Origin of the sequence: Chryseobacterium urinae, from assembly GCF_030518295.1 — a bacterium.
GTDB classification, from domain to species: Bacteria; Bacteroidota; Bacteroidia; order Flavobacteriales; family Weeksellaceae; genus Chryseobacterium; species Chryseobacterium mucoviscidosis.
On sequence record NZ_JAULSJ010000006.1, the window covers coordinates 86,312 to 113,237 of the forward strand.

At 35.2% G+C, this 26,926-nt stretch carries 26 protein-coding genes; 11 read left to right on the plus strand and 15 right to left on the minus strand.

The features are described 5' to 3' along the window. Positions 1 to 150: 150 nt before the first annotated feature. The 5 genes from QWT87_RS05320 (at position 151) to QWT87_RS05340 (ending at position 3,895) form a co-directional block, all read left to right on the plus strand. Positions 151 to 432, plus strand: coding sequence for a TIGR03643 family protein (locus QWT87_RS05320; protein WP_302714429.1), 282 nt, complete (start codon positions 151 to 153; stop codon positions 430 to 432). 413 nt (positions 433 to 845) lie between these two features. Then, positions 846 to 1,544 (plus strand): SDR family NAD(P)-dependent oxidoreductase, encoded by a 699-nt coding sequence (locus tag QWT87_RS05325; protein WP_302714431.1) that lies wholly within the window; start codon positions 846 to 848, stop codon positions 1,542 to 1,544. A gap of 134 nt (positions 1,545 to 1,678) precedes the next feature. Beyond that, entirely contained in the window at positions 1,679 to 2,341 is a 663-nt protein-coding gene (locus QWT87_RS05330; RefSeq protein WP_185204811.1) for a MarR family winged helix-turn-helix transcriptional regulator, read from the plus strand. Between the two features lie 243 nt (positions 2,342 to 2,584). Continuing rightward, entirely contained in the window at positions 2,585 to 3,175 is a 591-nt protein-coding gene (locus tag QWT87_RS05335; RefSeq protein WP_302714640.1) for a Crp/Fnr family transcriptional regulator, read from the plus strand. A gap of 87 nt (positions 3,176 to 3,262) precedes the next feature. Further along, positions 3,263 to 3,895 (plus strand): YciE/YciF ferroxidase family protein, encoded by a 633-nt coding sequence (locus QWT87_RS05340; RefSeq protein WP_302714433.1) that lies wholly within the window; start codon positions 3,263 to 3,265, stop codon positions 3,893 to 3,895. A gap of 148 nt (positions 3,896 to 4,043) precedes the next feature. On the opposite strand, the gene QWT87_RS05345 is transcribed toward QWT87_RS05340, so the two are convergent. Beyond that, the gene (locus tag QWT87_RS05345) at positions 4,044 to 5,351 is read right to left on the minus strand and encodes a PQQ-dependent sugar dehydrogenase (protein WP_302714435.1); all 1,308 of its coding nucleotides are present in this window, start codon (positions 5,349 to 5,351) and stop codon (positions 4,044 to 4,046) included. A 178-nt stretch (positions 5,352 to 5,529) separates the two neighbouring features. Here QWT87_RS05345 and QWT87_RS05350 point away from each other — a divergent pair, with 178 nt between their 5' ends. Both QWT87_RS05350 and gcvP read left to right on the plus strand, forming a co-directional pair. Further along, positions 5,530 to 5,901, plus strand: coding sequence for a response regulator (locus QWT87_RS05350; protein ID WP_087710717.1), 372 nt, complete (start codon positions 5,530 to 5,532; stop codon positions 5,899 to 5,901). Positions 5,902 to 6,277: 376 nt separating this feature from the next. Next, complete coding sequence (gene gcvP, locus QWT87_RS05355) at positions 6,278 to 9,136, plus strand: aminomethyl-transferring glycine dehydrogenase (RefSeq protein WP_302714438.1); 2,859 nt, start codon at positions 6,278 to 6,280, stop codon at positions 9,134 to 9,136. Between the two features lie 123 nt (positions 9,137 to 9,259). Here gcvP and QWT87_RS05360 read toward each other — a convergent pair whose 3' ends face one another. The 7 genes from QWT87_RS05360 to QWT87_RS05390 form a co-directional block, all read right to left on the minus strand. After that, positions 9,260 to 9,874: a leucine-rich repeat domain-containing protein gene (locus QWT87_RS05360; protein ID WP_302714440.1), complete on the minus strand. Its 615-nt coding sequence runs from the start codon at positions 9,872 to 9,874 to the stop codon at positions 9,260 to 9,262. 51 nt (positions 9,875 to 9,925) lie between these two features. Next, a complete protein-coding gene (locus tag QWT87_RS05365; RefSeq protein WP_302714442.1) occupies positions 9,926 to 10,498 on the minus strand; it encodes a hypothetical protein in 573 nt (190 codons plus the stop codon). Positions 10,499 to 10,594: 96 nt separating this feature from the next. Beyond that, on the minus strand, positions 10,595 to 11,482 hold the full coding sequence (locus tag QWT87_RS05370) for an SMI1/KNR4 family protein (protein WP_302714443.1): 888 nt from the start codon (positions 11,480 to 11,482) through the stop codon (positions 10,595 to 10,597). A gap of 4 nt (positions 11,483 to 11,486) precedes the next feature. Then, on the minus strand, positions 11,487 to 12,314 hold the full coding sequence (locus tag QWT87_RS05375; RefSeq protein ID WP_302714445.1) for a tetratricopeptide repeat protein: 828 nt from the start codon (positions 12,312 to 12,314) through the stop codon (positions 11,487 to 11,489). A gap of 12 nt (positions 12,315 to 12,326) precedes the next feature. Then, positions 12,327 to 13,043, minus strand: coding sequence for an ankyrin repeat domain-containing protein (locus QWT87_RS05380; protein ID WP_302714447.1), 717 nt, complete (start codon positions 13,041 to 13,043; stop codon positions 12,327 to 12,329). 60 nt (positions 13,044 to 13,103) lie between these two features. Continuing rightward, positions 13,104 to 13,472 (minus strand): hypothetical protein, encoded by a 369-nt coding sequence (locus tag QWT87_RS05385; RefSeq protein ID WP_302714449.1) that lies wholly within the window; start codon positions 13,470 to 13,472, stop codon positions 13,104 to 13,106. Positions 13,473 to 13,480: 8 nt separating this feature from the next. After that, positions 13,481 to 14,197, minus strand: a complete 717-nt coding sequence (locus tag QWT87_RS05390; RefSeq protein WP_337250570.1) for an AAA family ATPase — start codon at positions 14,195 to 14,197, stop codon at positions 13,481 to 13,483. 1,035 nt (positions 14,198 to 15,232) lie between these two features. Between QWT87_RS05390 and QWT87_RS05395 the strand changes: the two genes are divergently transcribed. Then, positions 15,233 to 15,436, plus strand: a complete 204-nt coding sequence (locus QWT87_RS05395) for a hypothetical protein (protein WP_302714451.1) — start codon at positions 15,233 to 15,235, stop codon at positions 15,434 to 15,436. Between the two features lie 65 nt (positions 15,437 to 15,501). On the opposite strand, the gene QWT87_RS05400 is transcribed toward QWT87_RS05395, so the two are convergent. The 3 genes from QWT87_RS05400 to QWT87_RS05410 all read right to left on the minus strand — a co-directional run bounded on the left by QWT87_RS05400 (position 15,502) and on the right by QWT87_RS05410 (position 17,876). Further along, a complete protein-coding gene (locus QWT87_RS05400; RefSeq protein WP_302714453.1) occupies positions 15,502 to 16,236 on the minus strand; it encodes an endonuclease in 735 nt (244 codons plus the stop codon). Positions 16,237 to 16,298: 62 nt separating this feature from the next. Next, the gene (locus QWT87_RS05405; protein ID WP_302714455.1) at positions 16,299 to 17,297 is read right to left on the minus strand and encodes a hypothetical protein; all 999 of its coding nucleotides are present in this window, start codon (positions 17,295 to 17,297) and stop codon (positions 16,299 to 16,301) included. Between the two features lie 36 nt (positions 17,298 to 17,333). Beyond that, positions 17,334 to 17,876, minus strand: a complete 543-nt coding sequence (locus tag QWT87_RS05410) for a hypothetical protein (protein ID WP_302714456.1) — start codon at positions 17,874 to 17,876, stop codon at positions 17,334 to 17,336. A gap of 162 nt (positions 17,877 to 18,038) precedes the next feature. Here QWT87_RS05410 and QWT87_RS05415 point away from each other — a divergent pair, with 162 nt between their 5' ends. Together QWT87_RS05415 and QWT87_RS05420 are read left to right on the plus strand one after the other, a co-directional pair. Then, positions 18,039 to 19,394, plus strand: coding sequence for a deoxyguanosinetriphosphate triphosphohydrolase (locus tag QWT87_RS05415; protein WP_302714644.1), 1,356 nt, complete (start codon positions 18,039 to 18,041; stop codon positions 19,392 to 19,394). Between the two features lie 239 nt (positions 19,395 to 19,633). Then, positions 19,634 to 20,584 carry an SPFH domain-containing protein gene (locus QWT87_RS05420; protein WP_302714458.1) on the plus strand — a complete coding sequence of 317 codons (951 nt, stop codon included), beginning with the start codon at positions 19,634 to 19,636 and terminating at the stop codon, positions 20,582 to 20,584. A gap of 35 nt (positions 20,585 to 20,619) precedes the next feature. Here the strand turns inward: QWT87_RS05420 and QWT87_RS05425 are convergent, their stop codons facing one another. From QWT87_RS05425 to QWT87_RS05440, 4 genes are read right to left on the minus strand one after another with little or no spacing between them, the layout of a single operon-like run. Continuing rightward, positions 20,620 to 20,967: a DUF4377 domain-containing protein gene (locus QWT87_RS05425; protein WP_302714460.1), complete on the minus strand. Its 348-nt coding sequence runs from the start codon at positions 20,965 to 20,967 to the stop codon at positions 20,620 to 20,622. Between the two features lie 55 nt (positions 20,968 to 21,022). Further along, positions 21,023 to 21,361, minus strand: a complete 339-nt coding sequence (locus QWT87_RS05430) for a DUF962 domain-containing protein (RefSeq protein ID WP_302714462.1) — start codon at positions 21,359 to 21,361, stop codon at positions 21,023 to 21,025. Between the two features lie 2 nt (positions 21,362 to 21,363). Further along, on the minus strand, positions 21,364 to 21,975 hold the full coding sequence (locus QWT87_RS05435; protein ID WP_302714464.1) for a hypothetical protein: 612 nt from the start codon (positions 21,973 to 21,975) through the stop codon (positions 21,364 to 21,366). Between the two features lie 4 nt (positions 21,976 to 21,979). Further along, on the minus strand, positions 21,980 to 23,650 hold the full coding sequence (locus QWT87_RS05440) for an APC family permease (protein ID WP_302714466.1): 1,671 nt from the start codon (positions 23,648 to 23,650) through the stop codon (positions 21,980 to 21,982). A gap of 249 nt (positions 23,651 to 23,899) precedes the next feature. Between QWT87_RS05440 and QWT87_RS05445 the strand changes: the two genes are divergently transcribed. Beyond that, entirely contained in the window at positions 23,900 to 26,863 is a 2,964-nt protein-coding gene (locus QWT87_RS05445; RefSeq protein ID WP_302714468.1) for a tetratricopeptide repeat protein, read from the plus strand. Positions 26,864 to 26,926 lie beyond the last annotated feature (63 nt).

Here is a 26,926-nt window from a genome sequence, read left to right on the forward strand (position 1 = left end):
CACAAAAGAATTGATTGGTAAAAAGTTTTCAAAAGAGCAAAAAAGATTCTATAAAAAGACTTTGCTGAGTGAAACGCCTTTGCGAACAAAAAATATTTTCAAAGTTTTAAAGAAAAATCTTTGCGGACTTTGCGTTAAAAATCAAAAAAAATGAATAAAAACCTCAACATAAAAGAGATCGACAGAATCATAGAAATGGCGTGGGAAGACCGAACGCCGTTTGAAGCGATAAAATTCCAGTTTGGAATCAGTGAATCGGAAGTAATTGAACTGATGCGTTCAGAACTGAAGGAATCGAGTTTTAAGCTTTGGAGAAAAAGAGTGAATTCGAGAGTAAGCCAAAAACATCTGAAAAAAAGAAGCGAAGAAATCGATCGCTTTAAATGCAGCAGACAGAGAATTATCAGCAATAATAAAATCTCGAAAAGGTAGTTAATTTAACCGCAAAAGACACAAAAAAATTGTTTGAAGATAGAGTGTCTTCAAAAGAGCAAAAAAGGATTCAATATCAATAAGAACGGGTTTTAACCCGTTTACAAAAAGAAAAAAATTGATTGGCTTTAGCCAAAATTAATAATAAATTTCGGCTAAAGCCTTTTGAAAATACAACTTTTCATCGGGCTAAAGCCCGACGCAATTGAATTTACAGCTTTGCTAACTGAAATCGAAAATTCAATGTAGTTAAAAGAAACAAAAGAATTAATTGGTAAAAAGTTTTGCAAAAAAGCAAACAAGCTTGGTATGACAATGCGGAAATACTTCTTTGAGTGAAACGCCTTCGTGAAACTTAAAACAATTGTAATAAAAAAAACTTAGTGAGCTTAGTGTTCAAAAAAATAAAAATTATGAAAAATATCGTCATCATCGGTTGCGGAAAGGGAATCGGATTAGCAACGGCAAAAATTCTTGCAGAACAACACAAAATCATTGGAATTTCCAGAACGGAAAATCCTGAACTGAATCATCCGAATATTGAATTTCATGCAGTGGATATTCTTTCGGGAAATTTAGATGAAATTACTTTCCCTGAAGTGGTGGATGGATTGGTTTATGCACCGGGAAGTATTAATTTAAAACCTTTTAACCGGCTTTCTGTGGATGATTTTAAGAATGATTTTGAGATCAATGTTTTGGGAGCGGTTAAAATTATTCAGAAACTGTTGCCGAATCTTAAAAAGTCGGAAAGTGCCGCTATTGTGCTTTTCAGTTCCGTTGCGGCAAAACTGGGGATGCCTTTTCACGCTTCGATTGCGGCGAGCAAAAATGCAGTGGAAGGTCTTACGAAAAGTCTGGCGGCGGAATTTTCGGCTCAGAAAATCAGAGTGAATGCGATTGCACCTTCTTTAACGGATACGAATTTAGCATCACAGCTTTTAGCAACGCCTGAAAAAAGAGAAGCCTCTGCAAAAAGACATCCGTTGCAAAGAGTGGGAACGGCTGAAGAAATTGCGGAAATGACGGCTTTCCTTGTTTCGGATAAATCTTCGTGGATCACAGGACAGGTTTTCGGAATTGATGGCGGAATGGGAAGTGTTAAGCTTTAGGGTTGGAGAGTTTTAGGGGTTTTAGGGTTGGAGAGTTGGAGGGTTTGAGAGTTGGAGCGTTGGAGGATTTAGATTCTTAAACCTCTTTATTAGATTATAAAAAATATTTAAAATACTTAGATTAAATTTGCACTATGAATACTGATTTTTTCATTGATTTGCTGCATCAGGTTAAAGAATTTGAAAATTCCGAAGCTTATAAACCTCACTCTACGGTCGAGGATTTCCGTCTTTGGCTGAATGATAAAAAATACAGAAAAGAGAGTCCGACCAAGCTTTTTAAAAATGAACAGCATCAGGTTTCTTTCACAGAAAATGAAATCTGCAAACAGGTTCTGCTTTTGGGACGATATTCTAAACAATTAATTAGAAAGGGACTGAATGATTTTCCTGAACTCGCCAATGAAGAATTTACCTATCTCTACCGACTGAAAGATGAACCGAATCTGACTAAAATTCAACTCATTGAAAGAAACGGGCACGAAAAACAGACGGGAACCCAAATCATCAAACGTCTTCTGGAATATGGCTTAATCGAAGAAAAGAACGACAGCGAAGACAAAAGAAGCAAGCGTCTCAACATCACCGAAAAAGGTGAAGATTATTTCCACCGTTCCGTTGAAAAGGTAAATATGACGTCGAGAATTCTTGCCGGAAAACTGGAAAACAAAGAAAAAACCGAACTTCTGGAATTGCTCAGAAAACTGAATGATTTTCATTCGCACGTATACTCGGAGTACAGAAATGAAGATATTGGAAAAGTAATGGATTTGGTTGCCCAAAAAAGGCATTCATAAATATATTCTACCAACAAACTTTAAAATTCGTAAAAACTTTCAGACATTTTTGTTTTGTTTGAAAGTTTTATGCGGAGTTATACATTCACATAGAAAAAATAAATGTCTGAACCTTAGCATAATTTTCCCAATCAGATAACAGAAATTGTGATATTCTTTATAATGGTACGATTTTTTTATTTTTAAATTTAATTAATCCGCTTCCGCCAATACCATTATCATCACAAAATCTTATATATACTAATATCAGAAGAACTTTTACTCCACTATGGCGCAGAAGAAGAAACTTTCGATCGCCATCAAACCATTTTTAATGAAGGGGAAAAACCGAAGTATTATTATCAGGTTGTAGAAGGCAGAATAAAACTGAACCATTATAATGATGAAGGCAGGGAACTTATTCTTGCCATTCTGGACAAAGGACTGAGTGTATGCGAACTTTTGCTGTTCATTGATCAGACCTATCCAGTAAATGCCGTTACTTTTGAAAAATGTACTGGATTAAGACTTTCAAAACAAAATTTCGTAAAGCTTCTTGACGAAAATCCTGAAATTTCAAGAGACATCAACAAATTCTTGTCCGAAAGACTTTATTACAAATATATTATGCTGGAAAACAATTCGTCTCTTCGTCCGGAAACACGAATCGTAGGCGTTTTAGATTATCATAAAAGTTTTTATGAAGACCAGTCGAAATATTCCTACGAAGTTCCGCTAACCCGACAGCAAATTGCCGCTATTACCGCCTTAAGAGTTGAAACAGTGGTGAGAGCTGTGAAAAAGCTGGAAAAAGAGGAATATCTGAAAATCATCAACAGAAAAATCTTTGTCTGATCTTTTCATACCACAGTTGTGTGTTTTGAGCCAAAGTGGTCTTATAGTTGCAGATTCACCAGCAACCAAACACTAAAATATTATATTATGGAAACAAAAACCGCAACTAAAAAAACACCTGCGAAAAAATCAGCACCAGCAAAAAACGCAGCAAAATCAAATGCCAAAACTCCAACAAAGGCAACCTCGAAAACTTCAACAAAAGCAACCTCTAAAACTCCGGCAAAGAAAAACGCGGCAAAAGAGCTAAAAGATCTTTTTGAAGATTCTTTGAAAGACATTTACTGGGCAGAAAAAGCTTTACTGAAAGCGTTGCCTACCATGATGAAGAATGCAACGCATGAAAAACTGAAAAAAGCAATAGAAAATCATATAGTTGAAACCGAAGGTCATGTGGAAAGACTGGAAGAATGTTTCAAAGCTTTAGGCAAAAAAGCTCAGGCTAAAAAATGTGATGCGATGCAGGGTTTACTGGATGAAGGAAAAAGCATTATTGAAGAAACAGAACCGGGAGCTGTAAGAGATGCCGGAATTATTGCCGCAGCACAGAAAGTGGAACATTACGAAATTGCAACGTACGGAACTTTGGCAGCCTTCGCAAAAGTATTGGAAGAAAAAGACTGTCTTCAGCATCTTTTAAGTACTTTGGAAGAAGAAAAAAAGTGTGATGAGCTGCTTACAAAAGTTGCAGATACCAATCTTAACAGCAAAGCATTGTAAAATATTTTACGGAAGGTAAAAGAACTTTTAAATCAAATAAATAGAGCTTGATCATTCAGGCTCTATTTATTTTTACTTGCTATGAAAACAATATGGTTAATAAAAAGCAGCCCTGAATGACTGCTTTCTGACACTCTATTGAATTTCATTAATTTTTACGAGATACTCTCCAGACGATTCCTCCTACATCATCTGCGACCAGTAAAGATCCATCTGCCATCTGCAAAACACCAACCGGTCTTCCGTACACATCTCCTTTTGCTTCATTTGCTATAAAACCTGTAAGAAAAGGCTGATATGAACCGGAAGGTTTTCCGTTTTTAAAAGGGACAAAAGCAACCTGATAACCTACCAAAGATGAGCGGTTCCATGATCCGTGCTGTCCTATAAAAGCTCCGTTTTTATATTTTTCCGGAAACTGAGAACTTGTATAAAATGTTAAACCTAAAGATGCGGTATGGCTTCCCAAAGGTACATCTGGAACTATTGTTTTCTGTACAAGATCGGGTCTTTCTCCTTTTCTTCGCGGATCTTCGTTTTTACCGAAGTAAGAATACGGCCAACCGTAAAAAGCATTCTGTTTTACACCGGTAAGATAATCCGGAACTAAATCGTCTCCCAATTCATCTCTTTCATTTACAACAGTCCAGAGATCTCCAGTTACAGGATTCCAACTCATCCCGACAGGATTTCTGAGACCTGCTGCATAAATTTTCTCACCGCTTCCGTCGGGATTTACTTCTAAAATATTGGCTCTTCTCACCTCTTTATCCATTCCGTTCTCCCCTACATTGCTTCCCGATCCTACAGAAATATAAATTTTAGACAGATCTTTATTGGCAATGAGATTTCTTGTCCAGTGATTGTTGTATCCACCCGCAGGAAGATTTACGATCTTTTTTCCCGGTTTTGTAATCTTCGTATCTCCCAGTTTGTAAGGATATACCCATAATCCGTCTGTATTGGCAACATAAAACTGATCATTAATGATGAGCATTCCGTATGGCTGATTTAAATTGGCTAAAAATACGCTGGAAGATTCCGGAATACCATCTTTGTTGGCATCGCGGTAAAGGATTATTCGGTTGGCAGATTTTCCGTCTACTTCAGCATCACTCTTACCACTGATGTCATTTTTAATTTTCTCCGAAACAGTACGTTCAGAATTAGACAACACCACAAATACGTCTCCATTCTCAGCCTGAATCATATTTCTGGGGCTTTTAATATTTTCTGCAAATCTTGTCACGGTAAATCCTTCAGGAGCAACAGGCGCTTTTCCTTTAGACCATCCCAATACGTTGCTGAATTTTGTCTTGCTGTTTTTTTCATCCGGTGCAGGAAGCTTCAGCGTATCGGTTTTGGTAACGGCAGTATTGCCCTCTGTTTTTTCTGTTTTATTTTCTTTGCAGCTCAACGTGAGTAAAGCTAAAATGGGTAGAATGTAGTTTTTCATATACTTTAAGTTGTGATTTTCTGTCTCAGAGATTACAAAAAGTATTCCTTTAAGAAAATAACTTATATCGATGAATATTGTTAATCAATTTATTCCGAATCAGATAAAATTGATCTTCAATTTTTCATTAATTTAAGATTTCGTTTAAGATTGGCTTTGTTTTTGCGATGCAACGGATATGAAAACAATTTTTATCGTTGAAGATGAGACAGGCATCAGAGATGCATTGCAGCTACTCCTGTCATTTGAGAATTATGACGTTCGTTCTTTCGCCAATGCTGAAGCATTTAACAACAGAGATCAATCCGTAGTTCCCGATATTTTTATCATGGATGTGAAATTACCGGATGGTTTGGGAACAGATTTATGCAACCAGATCAAAGAAAATCCCGCAACCTCTCATATTCCCGTAATGATTATCAGCGCTCATGCAAAAGCGGCAAACGTTGTAAACTCATGCAAAGCGGATGTTTTTATCCCAAAACCTTTTGATATTGATGATGTTATTTTGAAGATTGAAGATTTGATAAAACAGCCTAACCTTCAATAAATTAACATTGCCTTACTATAAATAGATCCTCCAAATTTAAATTTTGGAGGATTTTTTAATTGATAATATTATGAATTTCCGTAAACAGATTTGGAAAATTTAACATTTAAATAATTATAAAACCTGGTGAGTTTAAAAATAAGTACTTGTAATATTGATTATTTTTAAATTTTAGAAAATTTAACTGGCAGTAAAATTTATTCTCAACTGCTTTTTTTAACAGATTTTATGTTCAATAAATCAACAAAAAGGCTTTAATTTTAAATAAGTTAAAATACTTTATATTATTTATTTATGATTTTAATTTAGTTGTACAATTTTCTAAAAAATCGTAATTTTACGAATCTTTTTTACAAACAAAATCTAATAAATAAAAATGAATACAGAACAGTTTGTGAGCCGTCACATTTCCTTAAATGAAGCCGATAAACAGGCAATGCTGGAAAAAGTTGGCGTTTCAAGTATCGAGGAGCTTCTCTCTCAAACCATCCCTTCTTCTATCCGTTTAGAAAAAGATCTTGAAATCTCAGAACCGCTTTCAGAATACGAAATGCTGATCCATTCTAAGGAATTAGCATCGAAAAACACTGATTATACAAGCTACATCGGGTTCGGATATCACAACACGTTGCTGCCATCGGCTATTCAGAGAAATATCTTTGAAAATCCGAGCTGGTACACCGCTTACACTCCATATCAGGCGGAAATCGCACAGGGAAGACTGGAAGCTCTTCTTAATTTCCAGACTGTTGTGTGTGATCTTACAGGTTTTGCTCTGGCAAACGCTTCATTGCTGGATGAATCTACTGCGGCTGCAGAAGCAATGCATATGTTCTTCAATAACAGAACGAAGGATCAGAAAAAAGCGGGAGCAAACAAGTTCTTCGTTTCCGATCTTGTTCTTCCTCAAACGGTTTCTGTATTAAAAACAAAAGCAGAAGGTCTTGAGATCGAAATTGTAGAAGGAGATCACAAAACGCATGAGTTTGACGGTTCTTACTTCGGAGTTTTATTACAATATCCCGGGAAAAACGGAATTGTTTTAGATTATACAGAAAACATCGTAGAATATAAAAAATTAGATCTTCAGGTAGTTGTTGCCTGTGATCCGATGGCTTTGGTGAAGTTAAAATCTCCGGCTTCAATGGGAGCAGACTGTGCAGTGGGAACAACGCAGAGATTTGGTATTCCATTGGGTTATGGCGGTCCTCACGCAGCATTTTTCTCTTGTAAGGAAGATTATAAGAGAGATATTCCGGGAAGAATTATCGGGGTTTCTCAGGATATGTACGGAAAACGTGCTTTAAGAATGGCTTTACAGACGAGAGAACAGCACATTAAGAGAGAAAGAGCGACTTCAAACATCTGTACCGCCCAGGTTCTTTTGGCAGTTATGGCAGGAATGTACGCTGTTTATCACGGTCCGAAAGGATTAAATTATATCGCAGATCAGATTCATTTCAAAGCCAACGCTTTGAAGGGAGGTCTGAAAGCTTTAGGATATGAAATCGTGGAAGAGCCGATCTTTGATACGGTAAAAATCACGATGAATGAAGATGAGAAAGGAAGACTGATGAGAATGATGCTTGATCACAAATTAAACTTAAACTACTTCACGGAAGGGGTTGTAAGTATTGCGATCAACGAAAGTACAACATTGGATAAGTTAAATTATCTGATGGCTTCTTTTGCCCAGTTCAAAGACAAGCAGACTTTCAAATTAGAAATTAAAGAAGGATACAGCATTCCGGAAGAGAATTTAAGAAAAGACGAAATTCTTACGGAAGAAGTATTCAACAAATACCATACGGAAACGGAATTGATGCGTTACATCAAGCGTCTTGAAAGAAAAGATTTATCATTGACCCACTCAATGATTTCTTTAGGTTCCTGTACGATGAAACTGAACGCCGCAACGCAGATGTTACCGCTTTCATGGGACAATTGGGGTTCTGTTCATCCGTTTGTACCGGTTGACCAAGCGGGAGGTTATCAGGAAATGATCCGTGAACTGGAGAAAGATTTAGCTGAAATTACAGGTTTCGCAGGAACTTCTCTTCAGCCAAATTCCGGAGCTCAGGGAGAATACGCAGGACTGATGGTCATCAGAGAATATCACATTTCAAGAGGTGAAGGTCACAGAAATGTGGTTTTAATTCCTCAGTCTGCACACGGAACCAACCCTGCTTCTGCGGCAATGGCAGGAATGAAAATTGTTGTGGTTAAAAACCTTGAGAACGGAGAAATCGATTTCGAAGATTTAAAAGCAAAAACAGAACAGCATTCTGAAAATCTTTCCTGTGTAATGATCACATATCCGTCTACATACGGATTCTTCGATGCCAACATTAAAGAAATTACAGCTTTGATCCACGAACACGGAGGGCAGGTTTATATGGACGGAGCGAACATGAACGCTCAGGTTGGATATACAAGTCCCGGAAACATCGGAGCAGACGTTTGTCACTTAAACTTACACAAAACTTTCGCAATTCCTCACGGAGGAGGAGGTCCCGGAGTTGGCCCGATCTGTGTGGCTAAACATTTGGTTCCTTTCTTACCTTCCAATGCCAATATCAGAATCGGATCTAAAGACGCGATTGAAGGTATTTCAGCAGCGCCTTACGGTTCAGGTTTAATTCTGAATATTTCTTACGCCTACATTAAAATGCTAGGAAATTCAGGATTGAAAAAATCAACGGAGCACGCTATTTTAAATGCTAATTATTTAAAAGAAATTTTAGCAGAACATTTCCCGATTTTATATTCAAACGAAAACGGAAGAGTTGCCCACGAATGTATCGTAGATTTCAGACAGTTCAAATCTTTAGGAATTGAAGTTGCCGATGTAGCGAAAAGATTGATGGACTATGGCTTCCACGCTCCTACCGTTTCTTTCCCGGTTGCAGGAACTTTAATGATTGAACCGACTGAATCTGAAAGCAAATCTGAAATTGACCGTTTTGCTGAAGCTTTAATTTCAATCAAACAGGAAATTGATGAGATTGCAAACGGTGAAGCAGATGCAGCTAACAACGTATTGAAAAACGCTCCTCACACGGAACAATTGGTAATCTCCGATTCTTGGGATAAACCATACAGCAGAGAAAAGGCAGCTTATCCTTTAGATTGGGTAAGAGACCACAAATTCTTCGCTACAGTTTCCAGAGTGGACGAAGCTTATGGAGACAGAAACTTAGTTTGTACCTGTGAGCCGATTGAAGCTTATATGTAATTAAAAGTTTTAGATACAGTAAATCCCTTTCAGTGATGAGAGGGATTTTTATGTCATTGCGAGGAGCGAAGCGACGAAGCAATCTCGTTATAATTTAATAAGACTGGAAACCAGATAAGTAATCTATATTTTTATCTGACAATTTGGAAGCGCTTTTTGCAATTTATCCAATTCATTTTTTTCTATATTATTCCCTTTCAAGTCTAATTGTCTTAAATTTAATAGATTAAAAAAATTATCCGGCAAATGGGTTAGTTTATTATCTCTCAATTCTAGACGATGTAATTTTTTCAAATTACAAATTGATATTGGTAACCATCTAATATTATTTTCACTTAGTAATAAAGACCTCAAATTACTCAGGTTTCCAAACTCTTCAGGAAGTGATTCTAATTCACAATTAATTGCTGCAAAACTTTCTAAATTATCGCACTCTGTAAGCTCAATTGGTATTGATCTTATAGGGTTATCGTTTATCGTTAAAATTTCAAGTTCTTTTAATAAACCTATAGATTTTGGGATTTCTTTAATTCTATTATTATTAATATAAATTTCCTCAAGTTTCAATAAACTTCTAAAAATACTATCCGGTAAAGTCTCAAATTTATTATAACCAATTTCAAAACAAGTAATATTTATATACTTCTCCATATCCTCCGGTAAGTGAGACGAATTTCCTGTCCAATTTTCATCATTTCCCAAGTCAAATGAAAAATGATCTTCAGGTAAAATATTCACATTGATGATATCTCTGAATTGTTATTACTAATAATTTTTACATAAAATATATTACGTATTATTATCAATTATTTCACACAAAGCCGTCACCACTTCGCGATACTTTCCATCCGGATAGTTTTCCGAATAGTTTTGCTTCAATGCCGAAGAAGTATGATTATTCTTTTCCTGCAATTCCTTTGTCAAATTAAAAATGTAATTGAGTTCTTTAGCTTCATCAGCATATTTTCCATTCGGGAAAAGATTTTCGTATTTTTTAATTAAATCATTGGCGGCAATAAATTCGTGCGTGTCTTTAATCATCAGTGAGCAGAAACCTTCTTCACTGTCGATAAGGAATTTATAAGAATCTACCGCAGATTCCCAGATATTATCTTCACATACATCCGCATCAAAAACATATTCTAAAGCTTTGGTATAGTTCGATGTTGCGCCCCAGTAATCATTCTTGGAAAGATAGATCATTGCGCCGATCTGGTTATGGTAGACCGCTTTATTGCCAGGAAATCTTTCAAGTAAATTTTTAGAAAGATTTAAAGCTTCTTCATAGTTTCCTGCCTGAATGGTATTAGAAAGTTCCCAGAAACCGTTTTTCTCTTCTTCTGATGCAAAATTGATTGCCATGGTATTAGTTTTAAATTTAGAGCCCTAAAGTATTAAAAATGTTTAATTTCAGCTATTATTTAATGAAAACTTTTATATAATTCTAAGATTTTCAATTTATCGTGAAGGTATTTCAGATGATTTTTTAATCGCATCTCCTAATTTGGTCTTTGAATGATTATTGCTGGAAAAATGTACAAAATAACCTCCTCTTTCTCTCAAGCCGTGGAGATTTAAAGTTAAAGAAACATAATCAGTAAAGCTCATTGTTGAATGGTCTGTAAAAGAATTGCCGTAGTTATCTCCTTTATACACGGTTGGATCGTCATCAGAATTAAGATCTAAAGCAATCATATTGTACTCCGAATAAAAATCAAATATTTTCAGGTCATCATCCACATCGAAATGCTCTTCCCATTTTTCAAACAAAACCGTTTTTAAAGGCAGTATCTGAATGGAGCCGATGTGATTATCATAAGCATCTAAATTCCAAGCTTTGCCCGCTCTTACTCTTCTGTCCACGTAAGGTTCCTTATAATCCCATAAAATTTGAATGTGACCGAATAGGCTGTAAAACTCTTTGACAGCCGAAGGAATTTTCCGTTTTAATTTTTTCTCATATTTTTCAAAATCCTCATTGCTTAGAGGTTTTCCGATCGAAAAATAGTGGATGTAAAGATCTTCACGCTGAAGCAGACTTCGGATCATGTTGTAGAAATCTCTTTTAAGATTCGGGAAAAAGCTGAGTGACAAGTGATTTTCCAGCAGTTCATCTTCAAAAAGATAGTTGCGGTTGATGTAACTGTAATTACCGGAAACAAAAAAATCCCGACCAATCAGCAAATAAATATCCTGCTCTTTATTAAATTTTTTCACTACGGCTCCATAATTCTCAAGCCTATTTTTAACATCACCTTTCTTACCGGCAAGGATAAATTTTTTCGATTCTGTATATACTTCAATCTGTCTTCCTTCGGTTTCTTTTCTGATCAATTTCAATTCCATTCCGCTATTTTTTTTCAGTTATTGAGTTTAGAGTGAATTTTGCAAGCTCAATGTTGGCTGTGGTAGCATCAGATGAAAAAATCAGATGTCCTAAAAGGTTTTTGGCTTCTTCCTTTTTTCCATTTTGGTCTAATAAAATTGCCTTATTTATTTCCAGAATTCCTTTGGTATCTGCATCAGGATTTTTTAACAGACCTTGTTCAATAGCGTTAAACTTTTCTGCTTTGTTATCCATAAGATTAGCAAGCTCTTTCCATGCAGGAGCAAAATCAGGAACTTTTTCGGTCAGGGTTTTGGTAATTTCTAATTTCTGTTCCTTATCATCCGTCCATTCTATTTGCAGATAAGCTAAATAGATACCTTTAGGAAATTTTCCCGACTGTTCACCCTGAAGAGTGTATAAAGCTGTTTTTGTAGTGAAAAATCCTTTGGGTGAAAGATCATCAGTTTTTTTATAAAATTTTAAAGCATTATCGAAATCCCCTTTTAAAAGATATGTAAAAGCAAGATCATAGATAGGATATGACCAGTCGGGTTGAATTTTTATGGTTTCTTCAAGTTTCGCAATGGCAAGATCATACTTTCCTGACTGCCCGAGTTCTCTAGCTTCTGTATGCAGTTTTCTTGCTGTTGGATCAATATTTTTATTATCCATAATTTCATAATTTATTTTTCCTGTTGTATTTTTTAATTCGCTTTTCGTAATCATGTGACCTGCTTTATCTTTAAAAACAATATCAATTGTCGCAGATTTTGCTTCCTCTGATTTATTTTGGCAGGAATTGAAAATTAAAAGAACATACCCGAAAATAAGGATTGTTTTTTTCAACATTTATATTATTTTTTACTGTAGAAGCTTAACAATTTCTGCGTTATTTTTCTCTTTTGCCATATCCAAAGCTGTTTTGCCGTCCTTATTTTTAATTGTTAAATCAGGCTTATATTGAAGCAGAAATTTTACCGTTTCCAAATTTCCACCCTGAGCACAGTACATAATCGGGGTTTCATGATCAGCATCGATATTATTAATATCAGCGCCGTTTTTTATAAGATATTCCGCGATATTTAAATAGCCTTTGCTGATTGCGCTTGCGAAAGGTGTTGCAAGATCTTTTGCTCTGGAGTCTACCGTAGCTTTATTTTCGACTAGAAGTTTTACCACCTCAAATCTGTTATTTCTTGTGGCAAAACGTAATGCAGTCCATCCGTTAACATCCTGGAAATTTGGATTTGCTTTATTGCTGAGAAGTAATTCTACAATCTTTACAAATCCTTCCTGAGAAGCAAAATTCAGCGGAGTTGCGGTGCTTTCTAAAGGCGTATTAACATCGGCGCCTTTTTTTATTAAAAGTTCAACCAGTTTTACGTTTCCTGTTCCTACTGCAGAATATAAAGGCGTTAAACCATCTTCTTTTGATTTTTGGTTTATATTTTCTCCTTTCTCCAATAATTTTGTTACCTTTTCGATGTCCTGACTTTCAATAGCATTAAAGATTTTTTGAGAAAATACAGAGTTGAACGTAAATAGAGATAAAGCGACAAACAGGCTTTTGGTTTTCATAAGGTTAAAGTTTTATTTGAAATTTAAATTTATAAATTCCAAATATAAAACAATATCTTATTAATCAACGATCATTGCCGGATCAAAAATTCTTTTCCTATTCATTAAAATAGAATCAAAATTTATTTTCTCAAAAGAATCATTTCTGTTATAATATTCAAATTTATACTTGTAGATTTCAATAATCTTATCTTTGATTTCCTTAGTAGGTTTCCGATCGTATTCATAACACAAACAAAGTGCTAATTCGCGCAAAGCAGACTCATACTCCCATTGATTTGTAACAGCTTCATCATTAATTTTTCTTTCTTTTTCCTCATCATGTAAAGGATAGTTGACTTTACAGTTTTTAAAAGTAATTTCTCCACTATATTTTTCAGAGCACGAAAGCAAAAACATCAGAAAAACTGAAAAAAATCCTGATTTCATTTAGCACACTATATCTTTTCCGTTTTAGCTTCCAATGATTTAATCAAATTCCCTTTCACCAACGTAAAAGCATGATCTTTCGCCTCAGCAAAAGAAACATCATATTTCCTGTCTATATTTCTTAAATCTGCCGGAAACTTCATCAGTAAATCGCCATAAAAATCATCTAAAAATTGTTTTGAAGGCAGTGCATAATCTATTTTAAGCTGAAAACGTCTTAATAAAGCCGTGTCAATGATTTCAGGATGGTTTGTCGCACACAAAAGCAGGGCGTTTTCCGGAAAATAATCAATCAACTGAATAAGAGTATTTACGAGACGTCTCATTTCGCCAACATCTTTATCATCGCTCCCTCTTGCTTTCCCGATCTGGTCGAGCTCATCAAGGAACAGGACGGATCTTTCTCTTGCCGCTTTATCAAAGATCATTTTAATATTCTGGGAAGTTTCCCCGATTCTGGAGGAAACGATATTGCTTAAATTCAGGATGATGATGCTTTTTCCCAAAGCATTGGCAACGGCTTTTGCGGTCATTGTTTTTCCGCAGCCAGAACTTCCCTGAAGAAGAATTTTGTTGTTTACCGGAAGTCCGTATTCCAGAAGCTCTTTGGAAAATGTATTTTCTTTAATAAGCTGTACAAGCTGTTCTTTATTTTGGGGATCAAGGAAAACATCATTAAGGCTAACTTCTTCTTTGTCTTGAATAATAAGATTGTACAGATTCATTTTGCTGAAATTATATGCAAAGATAAAGGTTATCCAACAAAAAAGCCGAACAAATGAATGTTCGACTTTCTATCGGCTATTATAAAAATTAAAATTTGTCTTCCTTAGTGTAAAATCTTGTGCTATGTTTTTTGTGCCCTTTTACTCACGCTGAGTAAAAGAGCAGTCAATCTTTGCAGATTGAAAACATATAACAATATAATTTCGTCTTTTTGTTCAGGAACTGAATTTCTCCAGATCAGAACTTTCTAAATTAGTTTCTTTCTCTTCTTGCTGCTGCAAAATAAGAGGCGAATACTACTAAACATGTTGCAATTCCGATGTAAGTGATCATTTTGTTTAATTTTTAATTATTTGACTATTTATTATCAATTTTACATTTGCAATATTACGACTTTCCAACAACGTTCCAAAATAAATAATCATGATGTATATCAGTGTTTTAAGCGGTTTTTGTTTAAGATTATGATAAAAATAGTTTACAAATAATTAATATAAAAATGAAAAAATAATACGGCTTTTTTTGATTTATGTGTAAAAATTTATTGATCTGTTAATTATTTCACAGCTTGTATTTAAAAGTTGATAATCCAAAAAAGAAAAAATGCAATACATAATAACATTTTCGGGGACAATAATATCTCACTTATTTTTGATATCTAACCTCCGGAATATTAATAAATGTTAGCATAAAAACTCTACAAGGCACATTTTCGAGTATTTTTTTTGAATAAAAATTTTTAGAGCAGAACAAAAAGATGTTTTTTGGTATGAAAAATCAATGCTGCTTTTAACAATTTAGTAAGAATTCATTGTCATTTTTCAAGAGAAAATATATATTGTTTAGAAATTCATGGAGTATAATAAGAAATTCAGATTTTTAACTGGAAAAATTTAAGTACATCGACAACAATTAGATTTTACAAGTATATGATTTGAAATAATTCATATTATTAAGAATTATTTTTTAATTTTAGGTTTTAATTAAATGCTGCTAAGAGAAACTTACAGTCGAAAATTCAAACCAAATCCATCATGAAAAATTTGAAAAAATTAAAAAGAAAAGAATTGAATGAAATCTTGGGAGGAGATAAAGTTTTACCTCCTGTAGACCAGTGTACCGGACAATATCCTTACGCAATTCCACCCAGTAATGGAGGCTGCCCTTCAGGCTATATCTATTGTTCATTCCCCAATTGCTGCTTTAAATCCGGGCAGATTATCGTTTGTTACGATTAATAGAAAATAAACCCTTTTCCGGTACTGTTTCTATAAAGAATTCTGTACCGGAATTTTTCAGTTATCTAATACAATTTCTGATCTTTTTCACAGAAAAAACTCGTCCTTTTCCCTTTTCCGGTTTCTTTTTTTACAATTTCAAGACCACATTTCGGACACTTTTCCTGATGATATACCTCAAAATGTTTTCTCAGAATATTCGCTTTTTTCCATTTCTTAAAATCGAAACTGTAATTTCTGGCTTCTGCAATCAGTTCCTTTAATTTTTTTGAAGATAAATTTTTAATAAAAGTTTCAGGATGAACTCCAACTCTGAACAAAGCTTCATTTTTAATAATATTCCCTACTCCCGCAAAAATATCCTGATCCATCAAAGCATCACAAACCATCATTTCAGGATTTGCTTTCAGCCTTTCTTCTGCCTTTTCGGGATTCCACAGATCACTCATTACATCGGCTTCCCAATCGATATCTTTTAAAAATTTATCTTTTACCGTTTTTACATTGCAGGTATAGAAATACATTCCGCCGTTCTTAAACGTTAAGCCCAGACGAAGATTCTGCGCCTGATCTTTTCTTTCAAACAAGCTGTAAGAACCAAACATCAGCAAATGAATTCGGATATTTGCTTTATCAAAAATTAAAAACGTCTGCTTTCCGAAGGTTTTGATTTCGCGTAAAAAATGGTCTTTAATTCCTGTAGTTTCAGTAATCGAATTTCCTTTTACCTCCATTACTTTTTCGCCTGCAAATTTCTGCAGATCTTCTTTCATCAGAACAATTGGTGGACCTTCGGGCATATTTTAAATTTTATATTGCAGGTCTTCAAAAATAGACCATTTTTCATTTTTAAATTCTGCAATTATTCTGCCACCGCTTGATTTTTTAGAATAAGGAATATAAAATGTTCATCGAATCCTTTTTTTATTCTGCCATAAAAAGTGCCCAATAAGCCTCTGTAATCATCGTTAAATTGATATGCTTGAGTTTTTGAGAGAATCAAAACTCTTCTTTTCTGAGGATTTACTTTTTGAAAATATTCACAATCCGAATCGTATAATTCAAACAAATAATGATTTTCCGAATTGCAATAAATGCTTGCATCCAGATCAATAATTTCTTCGTAAAGACTTATAAATTTACCTTTTTCAGATTTATGCAGAGGATTTAAATCCTCAAAATCAGAAATTCCATCACCATCAGTATCTTTAGATTGTGGATTTAAATAAATTAATTTTTCAAAAAAATCATTGTATCCGTCGTTATCCGAATCTTTTTTTATATCATCAAGATTAACTTCAAAAGTTAGATAATCTTTTACGGCTTCCATTTCTACAAACCGAATTTTTGATTTCACAGTAAGGAAACTTCCATCCAGATAAAGTTTATTATCCTTTATGAATCTTTCTTTTTGATTTCGATTGATATAAGTATTCTTACTGAATCCAATATAATATGCTTTCGATTTTTTATTCTTTATTTCCAAAAGCCAATATCCAAACTCATTTTTTGCAACAGCATATAATGAATTTTTATCTTTCTGAAACTGAATGTAGCTAAATTGGTTATTAAAAAAAGAACTAAATTTTTCCTTTCCTTCCTTATTTTCTGCCTGCTTTTTAATAGATAGTTCCTGCGAAAGTGAGTCACCCAAACCATACATTTCATCATTTTCATAACTCGTATTGTTTCTGTTTTCCTGAAACTTTACATGTGAAGGATTATTAAACAGAATAGATTCCAGTGTATCTGTACTATTTAATAAACCCATTCCTGATCGGTAATGTTTTTGCCCGTCATCAAAACAGTTTTCCTGAGAAAACAAACAGACTGGAAATAACAGCAAAAAGATTTTCTTCATCAATTAAAATTTAGAACAATAATATTGATAAATTTTTTATTTATGCAATTCATTAAACATTTCAACATATTTTTCTTTGAAAAGCTTTTCGGCATTTTCAGGGAAACGGAAACCATCCGGTCCTACGTAAATTTGTTTTGAATTAAAATCTTTATCCAAAATTCTTGTTTGATTGTATTTCGTTAACCACACATCGAAATGTTCGATCAGTTTTGTGGCTTCGTCCAGTAATTCAGGAGGCAAAGCATGACCGTTACTGATGAGCAGATCTCTGATGTGCTGATTGGATTTTAAAATAATTTCATCTTCATAAAATCTGTCATATTCCTGTATTTTAGAATATTTGTTCTGAAAAGCAAGCTTTAAACGGTTCAGATGGATGTAAACCTGTCCCAACAATTCTACGGTATTTTTCCGCCATTCAAAATAAGCCGTATCTTTTTTTGATAACGCTTCAAATTCCCTTTTCAAAACGGAATTGTATTTTTCTGTTCTTTTGTGAAAGAAATAAGCGATTACTGCGGTGAAAAATCCTGTAACAATCGTGCTTCCAAGGATTTGTTTAAAAAATTCGGACATGATTTCAGTTTTTTGGAGTTAGTTCCTTTAAAATTACGATGAAAATCTGCAAAATTTCACAGGTATTTTACGGAAAAACTAAAGCGGGAAACACGATATTTTTCAGAAAAATTCTTCCGATTAGTTCGTAAAAAATAAAATTTGAAGTAATTTTGAAAAATGATGAACTTAAACCAGATTTTCACGAATCAGCGTACCGGAAACAATCCACATACAAAGGCTTCAAGAACGGATTTTCAGAGGGATTTTGACAGAATTATTTTCTCTTCAGCTTTTCGCAGACTGCAGAATAAAACGCAGGTTTTTCCGCTTCCGGGAAGTGTTTTTGTACACAACCGTTTAACGCATTCGCTTGAAGTTTCTTCTGTCGGAAGAAGTCTGGGAAGTGTAATGGGTGAGTTTATTCATGATGAATTTAAAAATGATCTTACAGAAGATTCCAAAAACTTTTACCTTCACAATTTAGGCAACGTTATTGCGGCGGCGTGTCTGTGTCACGATGTCGGAAATCCTGCTTTCGGGCATTCCGGAGAAGATGCAATTGCGAGTTATTTTGAAAGAAACGAATCTGATCTAAAACCGAAATTCAATGAAAAAGAATGGGCGGATCTGGTGAATTTTGAAGGAAACGCCAATGCAATAAGGGTTCTGGCGCAGCAACAGCAGGGAAAAGATGCGGGAGGAATTCAACTTACCTTTTCTACTTTGGCAAGTATCGCCAAATATCCGTGTGAAGCCATTGCTAAAAAGAAAGGAATCATTCACCGCAAAAAGTTCGGATTCTTTCAGAACGAAAAAGATATTTTCCTTGAAATTGCAAAAGGCACGAATTTAATTTCAGAAAGCGAAGAACCTTATATTTTTAAACGACATCCTTTTGTCTGGCTGGTTGAAGCTGCGGATGACATCTGTTACAATATTATCGACATGGAAGATGCGCACCGATTGGGAATCGTTTCCACGGCGGACTGCAAAAACCTGTTTTTTGAACTGGTAAAATCTGAAACCGACGATATAAACAGAGTAAAAGACAAGCTGGATTCCATCGGAAATGAAAACGAACAGATTTCTTATTTAAGAGCTAAAGTAATCAATGCATTAATCAACAAATCGATTGAGCTTTATAAAAATAACTTTAATATCATTCTGGAAGGAAATTTAGAAAAAGGTCTTCTTGATATTTATAAATCTGAGAATAAAGCTTTACAGGATATTGAATCTTTTTCGATAGAAAAAATCTACAACCATAAAGCGGTGGTGGAAATTGAAAATGCAGGTTATAATGTAATGTACGAATTGCTGGATCATTTTATTCCCTCCATTCTAAAATCACATGATGAAAGAAAATCTTACGACAAAAAAGCGTTAAAACTATTACCTAAACAGTTTGTATACGACGATGGAACCGATTACCAGAAAGTTTTGGGCGTAATAGATTTTGTTTCAGGAATGACGGATAATTACGCAACCGATCTTTACCGTAAAATTAAAGGAATCGACATCGGAATGACGGTGTAATTGCTTTTTAGTTATACAAAAACGACTATCAGGATTTAAAAAATCAGGAACTTCTTCAATTTAAAATTGTTGAAGTTTTTTTATGCCCTAAACTCACCGTAAATTTCTTTTTTCTCTGTGCATATCAACTGTTGATTGTCATAGCGTAACGTTTAAATTATTTTTTATATATTTAAACAAACACAGATAAGTGTTTTTCAGTTAATTAAAAAATTTACACCCCATAAAAAAATCAAATTATGACATATTTAGGAATTATTGTTTTTATCGGATTGGTAACCTTATTTGCTTCTTTTTTCACAGTGAAACAGGAAACTGCGGCAATTGTAGAGCGACTCGGAAAATTTCACTCCGTCCGTCATGCAGGTTTGCAGCTTAAAATCCCTTATCTGGACAGAATCTCAAAAAGGATGAACCTCAGAATCCAGCAACTGGATGTAATGATTGATACGAAGACTCTGGATAATGTTTTTGTGAAAATGAAGATTTCCGTTCAGTTTCAGGTCATCAGAACTCAGGTTGCCGATGCTTTTTACAGGCTGGAAAGTCCGCACGACCAGATTACATCATATGTTTTTGATGTCGTAAGAGCCGAAGTTCCGAAATTAAAACTGGATGATGTTTTCTTAAAAAAAGATGATATTGCCATCGCTGTAAAAGCAGAACTTCAGGAAGCCATGCAGAGTTACGGATATGATATCATCAAAGCTCTGGTTACAGATATCGATCCGGATGAGCAGGTAAAACACGCCATGAACAGAATCAACGCTGCCGAAAGAGAAAAAACAGCCGCAGAATACGAATCTGAAGCCCAGAGAATAAGAATTGTAGCCGTGGCAAAAGCCGAAGCAGAATCCAAAAAACTGCAGGGACAAGGTATTGCAGACCAGAGAAGAGAAATTGCAAAAGGTCTGGAAGAATCTGTAAGAATGCTGAACAACGTTAATATCAATTCTCACGAAGCATCTGCTCTTATTGTTGTTACACAGCATTATGACACGCTTCATTCTGTAGGAGCAAGCAACAGAAGCAATCTTGTTTTACTGCCCAATTCTCCTACCGCAGCAAGCGGAATGCTGAACGATCTGGTTGTTGCCATGACTACCGCCAATACTGTAGGAGAAGCAACCAAAGGAAATTATCCCAAACCGCCGAATGATCACGATCACAATACAAACAACAGCAGATAAAGCAAAACCTCCGGAAATTCCGGAGGTTTTATTGTTTATTTTTTAGTTTTAGATATTTGCTTTACCAAAGTGTATCTTATGGAAGATCCGTCTGCCGGAGGATTTTCTATTTTTTCTGTTTTTACTTTTAAAACATATTCATAACCCGGTTCATAAGTGAAGCCTTCGATATTGGTATAAAAATTCGTCCATGAATCTGAAGCATTTTCTTTTACCTGAAGGCATTTCATGGGTGCAACTCCGGTGCAGTCTGCGGTTTCAGGACCTACAATAAATGTCTTTTCATTCGCAGAAGAAACGTTGGAAGAAGTTGTACATTGTGTAAGAATCATAACAAAAATTGCCGAAAACGTTACTTTTAAAAATGTTGTGAAATTTTTCATAAATAAAATTTTAGGACAGGGTTGCAATTACTGTGCCGTGAAATGATCTTAAAATTTACTTTTCAGCAGTTTTTTTATCTGAAACTCCCCAAAATTTCTGTCTCCCGATCAACAGTTCGAAAAACAGCCTGAAATCTGAGATCAGCGACCAAAGCGGATATTTGAAGGTTGCAGGTCTGTTTTTTTCAATCACTGCATGACTGAACCATGCAAATCCGTACCCAAAGATCGGGACGTACCAGAGAAACCGTTCTTTTCCGGAGCTGATAACATATCCTATGACGAAAAAGACAAGCAAGGTTCCCAGAAAATGAAAGATGCGGGTTCCTGTTTTACTGTGTTCCGTAAGATAAAACTCATAGAACTCTTTGAAGGTTTTAATTCTTTCAGACATGATTATTTGTACTTTAAAGTTCCAATCATAAAAGTTTCAGAAGCATTCAATGCACGTGAATTTTTAGTCAGTTCCTTTATTACCCCTTCATTCTTAATGTAATTGGAATGAATAAAATAAGTGTCTCTGTTTTCGCGGGTAATGTAACCTGTATGAAAATCCAGTCCAACAATATAAACCTGATTTTTATTTTTCCCTAAAATATAATGCTCCAGATCCTGTCTTTTGCTGAAATATTTTATCTCTGTACAAAGCTTTTTAATCATTACAGAAGAAGCCTGCTGCGCAAGATACGTTCTGTTGATATCAAAACCGTAATCCGATAAAGTATTCGTTACAAAATATCCGCAGGCAATACTTCCCTTCTTCGGCTCTCTGGAAGTTCCTGCAAAAGACCATGGCGTTTTTGCCCAGAATTGAGGAACATCATTATTGATAAATTTAAAAAAATACTGCTTTTTCTCTGCTTCTGTCTTTTGATGAATTGCTGTTAAACATTCCTTATAACTCCGTTTCACTTCTGTACGGTTTCTTTGGGAATTGCCTTCATGATCAGATGTCTTTTTACAGCCTCCCAATATCAGAAGCGAAAAAACAAGCAGATATTTCATCATACAATTAAGCTTTACCCAGTTTGCTGTTTCGATATCCGTAGCAGAAATAAATTACTAAACCTATAGCAAACCACAGTCCAAACCAGAACCAGTTGTCATGGCTCATTCCGGTAAGAAGATATAAACATGAGCTTAATCCGATTAACGGAATCAGAGATAGATTTTTAACAAATGCCAATACACAAAGCAGTAAGTTGACCAGAATAAAAAAGAAAATAGAAGCTCTGAATTCTCCTTCTTTAGGATCTTTCCAGTCCATTAAATTATGGAAAAAATCAGGCTGCCAGAAATAGAAAACCACTAATCCGCCAATAAAAATAAGAGGAAAAATAATCTTTCCGTTGATGTAAGGCAAGTGAAATCTTCCTTTGATCTTTTCTTTTGCCGGAAGCATTAAAACTCCTGCACAAACCAAAACAAACGCGAAAATAGTTCCGATACTTGTAAAATCGAGGATGAAAGATTTATCGGTAAATAAAATCGGAATTCCGACAACAATCCCTGTAACCAAGGTCGCAAACGAAGGTGTTTTATATTTGGGATGTACTTCCTGAAATTTCTGCGGCATCAGTCCGTCACGGCTCATGGCGTACCAGATTCTCGGCTGTCCCATCTGGAAAACCAAAAGAACGGTTGTAATCGCTACAATGGCTACAAACGAAACGACAAGTTCCATCCATGCAACATTGGCATTTCCTTTTTCAAAAATAAAGGAAAGCGGATCTCCAACACCGTCAAATTTTCTGTAATCCACCATTCCGGTAAGAACCAACGTTAAAGCAATATAAATAAATGTACACAATACCAGAGAAATAATCATTCCCTTCGGAAGCGTTTTCTGAGGATCTTTTGTTTCTTCCGAAAGCACACTTAAGGCATCAAACCCGATATAAGCGAAGAAAACTCCCGAAACCGCACTCATTACGCCTGCAAAACCATTCGGCATGAAAGAAGTAACCTGAGTTTCCGGATTTAAAGGCGTCCAATTATCTGTATTGATGTAAGCAAATCCTACTAAAATCACCAAAACAATCACCGCTAATTTCAGGATTACCAAAGCGTTATTGAAGTTTTTACTTTCCTTAACTCCTACATAACACAGCCATGTAATCAATCCGTTGATGACCAAAGCCGGAACATCAACGATGAATTTTAAACTTCCTATTAACGGAGCATTCGTCCATGCATTAATAAGTTCTTTGTTTTCGGAACCGCTCATAAAAGCTTTCTTAGCTTCGGTATAACTGCACGTAAGATAATCAGGAATATGCATTCCTAAACGGTGCAGTAAACTTGTAAAATAATCCGACCACGAAAATGCGACGTAGATATTTCCGAAAGAATATTCCATAATCAGCGCCCAACCGATGATCCAGGCAATTAATTCCCCGAAACTTGCATACGCGTAAGTATACGCGGAACCCGCTGTCGGAATTCTGCTGGCAAATTCTGCATAGCAAAGTGCAGTAAAACCGCACGCAAAACCACAAATCAAATATAGTAAGATCACACCGGGACCTCCTCTGAAGACGGCTTCGCCCAAACTGCTGAAACTTCCGGCTCCGATGATGGCGGCAATACCAAAAAATACGATGTCCCAAACACCCAAAACCCTCAATAAACTCGTAGATGTGTCTGTATCTGAATAGATTTTTCTTCTAAAAAGTTGATTCATTCAATTCTATATTTGATTCGAAAAAAGCAAATGTAATTATTTCTCCGAAATAATTTTTATTTTCTTAATCTTTCTTATCAAAAAGTTAAGAAGTCTTAAAAAAAATTTTGGTTACTAACAATGTGTTAAAACGCTTGCTTATACAATATCTTTTCAATATTTTCGTTGATAAATTGTGGATAAAAATTCCCGTAATTTTAAATATCTGAACCTGATTTTCAGGCTTCTTCATGTTAAAATTTAAAATTAATGAAATCGAAAAAAATACTTTTAGCGGCTGCTGTAATGTATTTCGGGATCTCCGATGCGCAACAGTCTCAGTACTTTACCCAAAAAGAAAACTACAGATTCAATCTCGCTGAAAATCTTTATCAGACCAAAATATACAACGCTTCACAATACGAATACGCCAGACAATACTTCTACAATCAGCATTTGTCGCGTTCAAGAAAAGAGGCTGCGCAGTTTTTTGATAATGTGATCGGCGTTATTCTTCAGAAAAATCATGCGGAAGAAGGATTAACCGCTTTCATGAAAGAGTATCCGAACTCTGCGTATTTTGCACAGGCAAATTTACCGTTGGCTGATTATTATTTGGCTAAAAAAGATTTCGCCAAAGCTCTGGAAACTCTGAAAAAAGTAAACCAGTATCAGCTTTCAAAAGAGGAAAATACACAATACATTCTGAAATTAGGATATGCCAAATTCATGATGGGCGATTCCAAAGGTGCAACAGATGCACTGGAAGAAGCTTATAAAACGGCAGACCAATCTCAAAGAGGCGATATTGCTTATATGTTGGGACATTTGTATTATTCCAACAGACAGAATGATAAAGCGTTCCGTTATTTTGATTCCATTAAAGAAGAGCCGAAATATTCTAAACTGGTGCGTCCTTACTATGTTCAGATGTACTACAATGACAAAGATTATGATAAAGCGATTTCCGAAGGAACTGCTTTACTGAATGAAGATATTTCGGAATCTTACAAAGCAGAAGTTCACAAGATCATCGGTGAAAGTTATTTCATGAAAGATGATTACACTTCTGCATACCCACATTTGAAAGATTATCTGAGCGTTCAGCAAAATCCATCTGAAAATGATCTTTATGAGATGGGATTTGTAGCGGCTCAGCTTAAAAAATATGACGAAGCAGTTTCTTATTACAATCAATTACTGAACAGCAATTCTGCATTGGCTCAGAATGCTTATTATCAGCTTGGAAATGCTTATCTGGCGGTTGGTAAAAAACAGGAAGCACTTTCGGCTTTCCGTTCTGCGTATCAGATGAATTATGATAAGAATGTGAAAAAGCTTGCGCATGAACAGTACGCCAAATTAAGCTATGACATCGGAAATCCGTTTGAAAGTGCTTCAACGGTAATTCAGAATTATATTAATGAAAACCAAAACGGCGCGAATGCTTCGGAAATGAGATCGCTTTTGGTGAAATCCTATTTATATTCCGGAAATTATAAGGAAACGCTGAACGCGATTGACCGTTTACAGAGCTCAACGCCGGAAATCAATAAAATCGATCAGGAAGTTTCTTATCTTTTGGGAACGGAAGAATTCAACAAAGGAAATTATGATGAAGCGGAAAATTATTTCTTAAGAAGTTTAGGATTCAACATCAATAAAGAATTCAACAACAGAGCTTTATATTGGTTAGGACAGGTGTATTATCAGAAAGGAAATTATCCTTCCGCAATCGCCCGCTATGAAAAATTACTGGGTGAAAATTTCCCTGAAAAACAACAATTACCTTATGATTTAGGCTATGCTTATTTCAAATCTAAAAAATTTGATCAGGCGGAAACGTATTTTAAGCAATATTTAGCAAATCCGAAACCTGAGTTTAAAAATGATGCAGAACTTCGTTTGGCAGATATTAATTACGCAAACAATAACCTGAACGAAGCGATTGCCATTTATGATAAAAATGAAGACGCAACAGATTATACACTGTATCAGAAAGCAATGGCTTTAGGATTTAAAGGTGATACTCAGGCGAAAATTACCAACCTGAAAAACCTTTTATCCAAATATCCGGATTCTGATTATTATGACGATGCGCAGTACGAAATCGGGACAGCTTACGCAGCACAGGACGATTTCACTAACTCGAATGATTACTTTAATAAAGTGATTAAAACTTCATCTGATAAAGATTTGGTTGCCAATGCATCGATTTACAGAGCACAAAACTACATTGACCAGAACCAGAGTGATAAGGCTTTATCTGAACTGAGATCGCTTGGCGAACAGTACAAAAATACAGCCTATGCTGAAAAAATCGTTCAGGCTGCAAAACCGATCTTTACAAAGAACGGAGATGTTTCCGGTTACGAAACTTTCGCAAGAAATTTAGGAGTTAATATTGATGCTTCAGAAATTGATGAAATTAATTTATCGACTGCAAAACAGTATTTCACGAAAAAAGATTACAAAAACGCGATTTCTTACTACGAAAAATATTTAACGCAGAATCCTACCGGAGAAGGGCTTTATCAGGCAAAATATGAGCTTGGTGAAAGTTATTATCAGACCAAAGATACTACAAAAGCATTGTTGGTTTTACAGGAAGTTGCCAATGTTCAGAACGATTATCAGGATGATGCACAAACCCGTTTAGCACAAATCTTTGTCAATCAAGGGAATACGGCTGAAGCTAAAAAATATCTTGAAAATATTAAAAACTCATCAGACGTCAACATTAAAAATTACGCCAATGTTGAACTGATGAAAGTTTATGCCGATGAAAAAAACTTCTCTCAGGCTGAAAAATTAGCCGATGCGGTGATTGCAAACAATAAAAACTCCGCGGCGGTTATTGAGACGGCAAAAGTAATTAAGGCAAGAAGTCTGATGAATTCAGGAAAAGACAAAGACGCACAGTCGGCTTACGCTTCTCTTGAAAAATCATCAAACACCTCGGTTGCCGCAGAATCTCTGTACGCGAAAGCTTATTATCAAAACAAAGGAAAAGCGTTTAAATCCTCTAATGAAACGATCTTTAAATTAGCCAATAATTATGCTTCCGAAGAATATTGGGGAGCAAAAGCGCTTGTTCTGATGGCGAAAAACTACGTTGGTCTGAAAGACAATTATCAGGCAAGTTATACCTGTGATCAGATCATTGAGAACTACAAGGATTTCCCTGAGATTGTTGCAGAAGCGAAGGAAGTTAAAAAGCAGATTAAAAAGTAAAAATATATTTAATGTATCAATTTATCAATGTAACAGTTTACCAATCAAACTATACATTGCCAG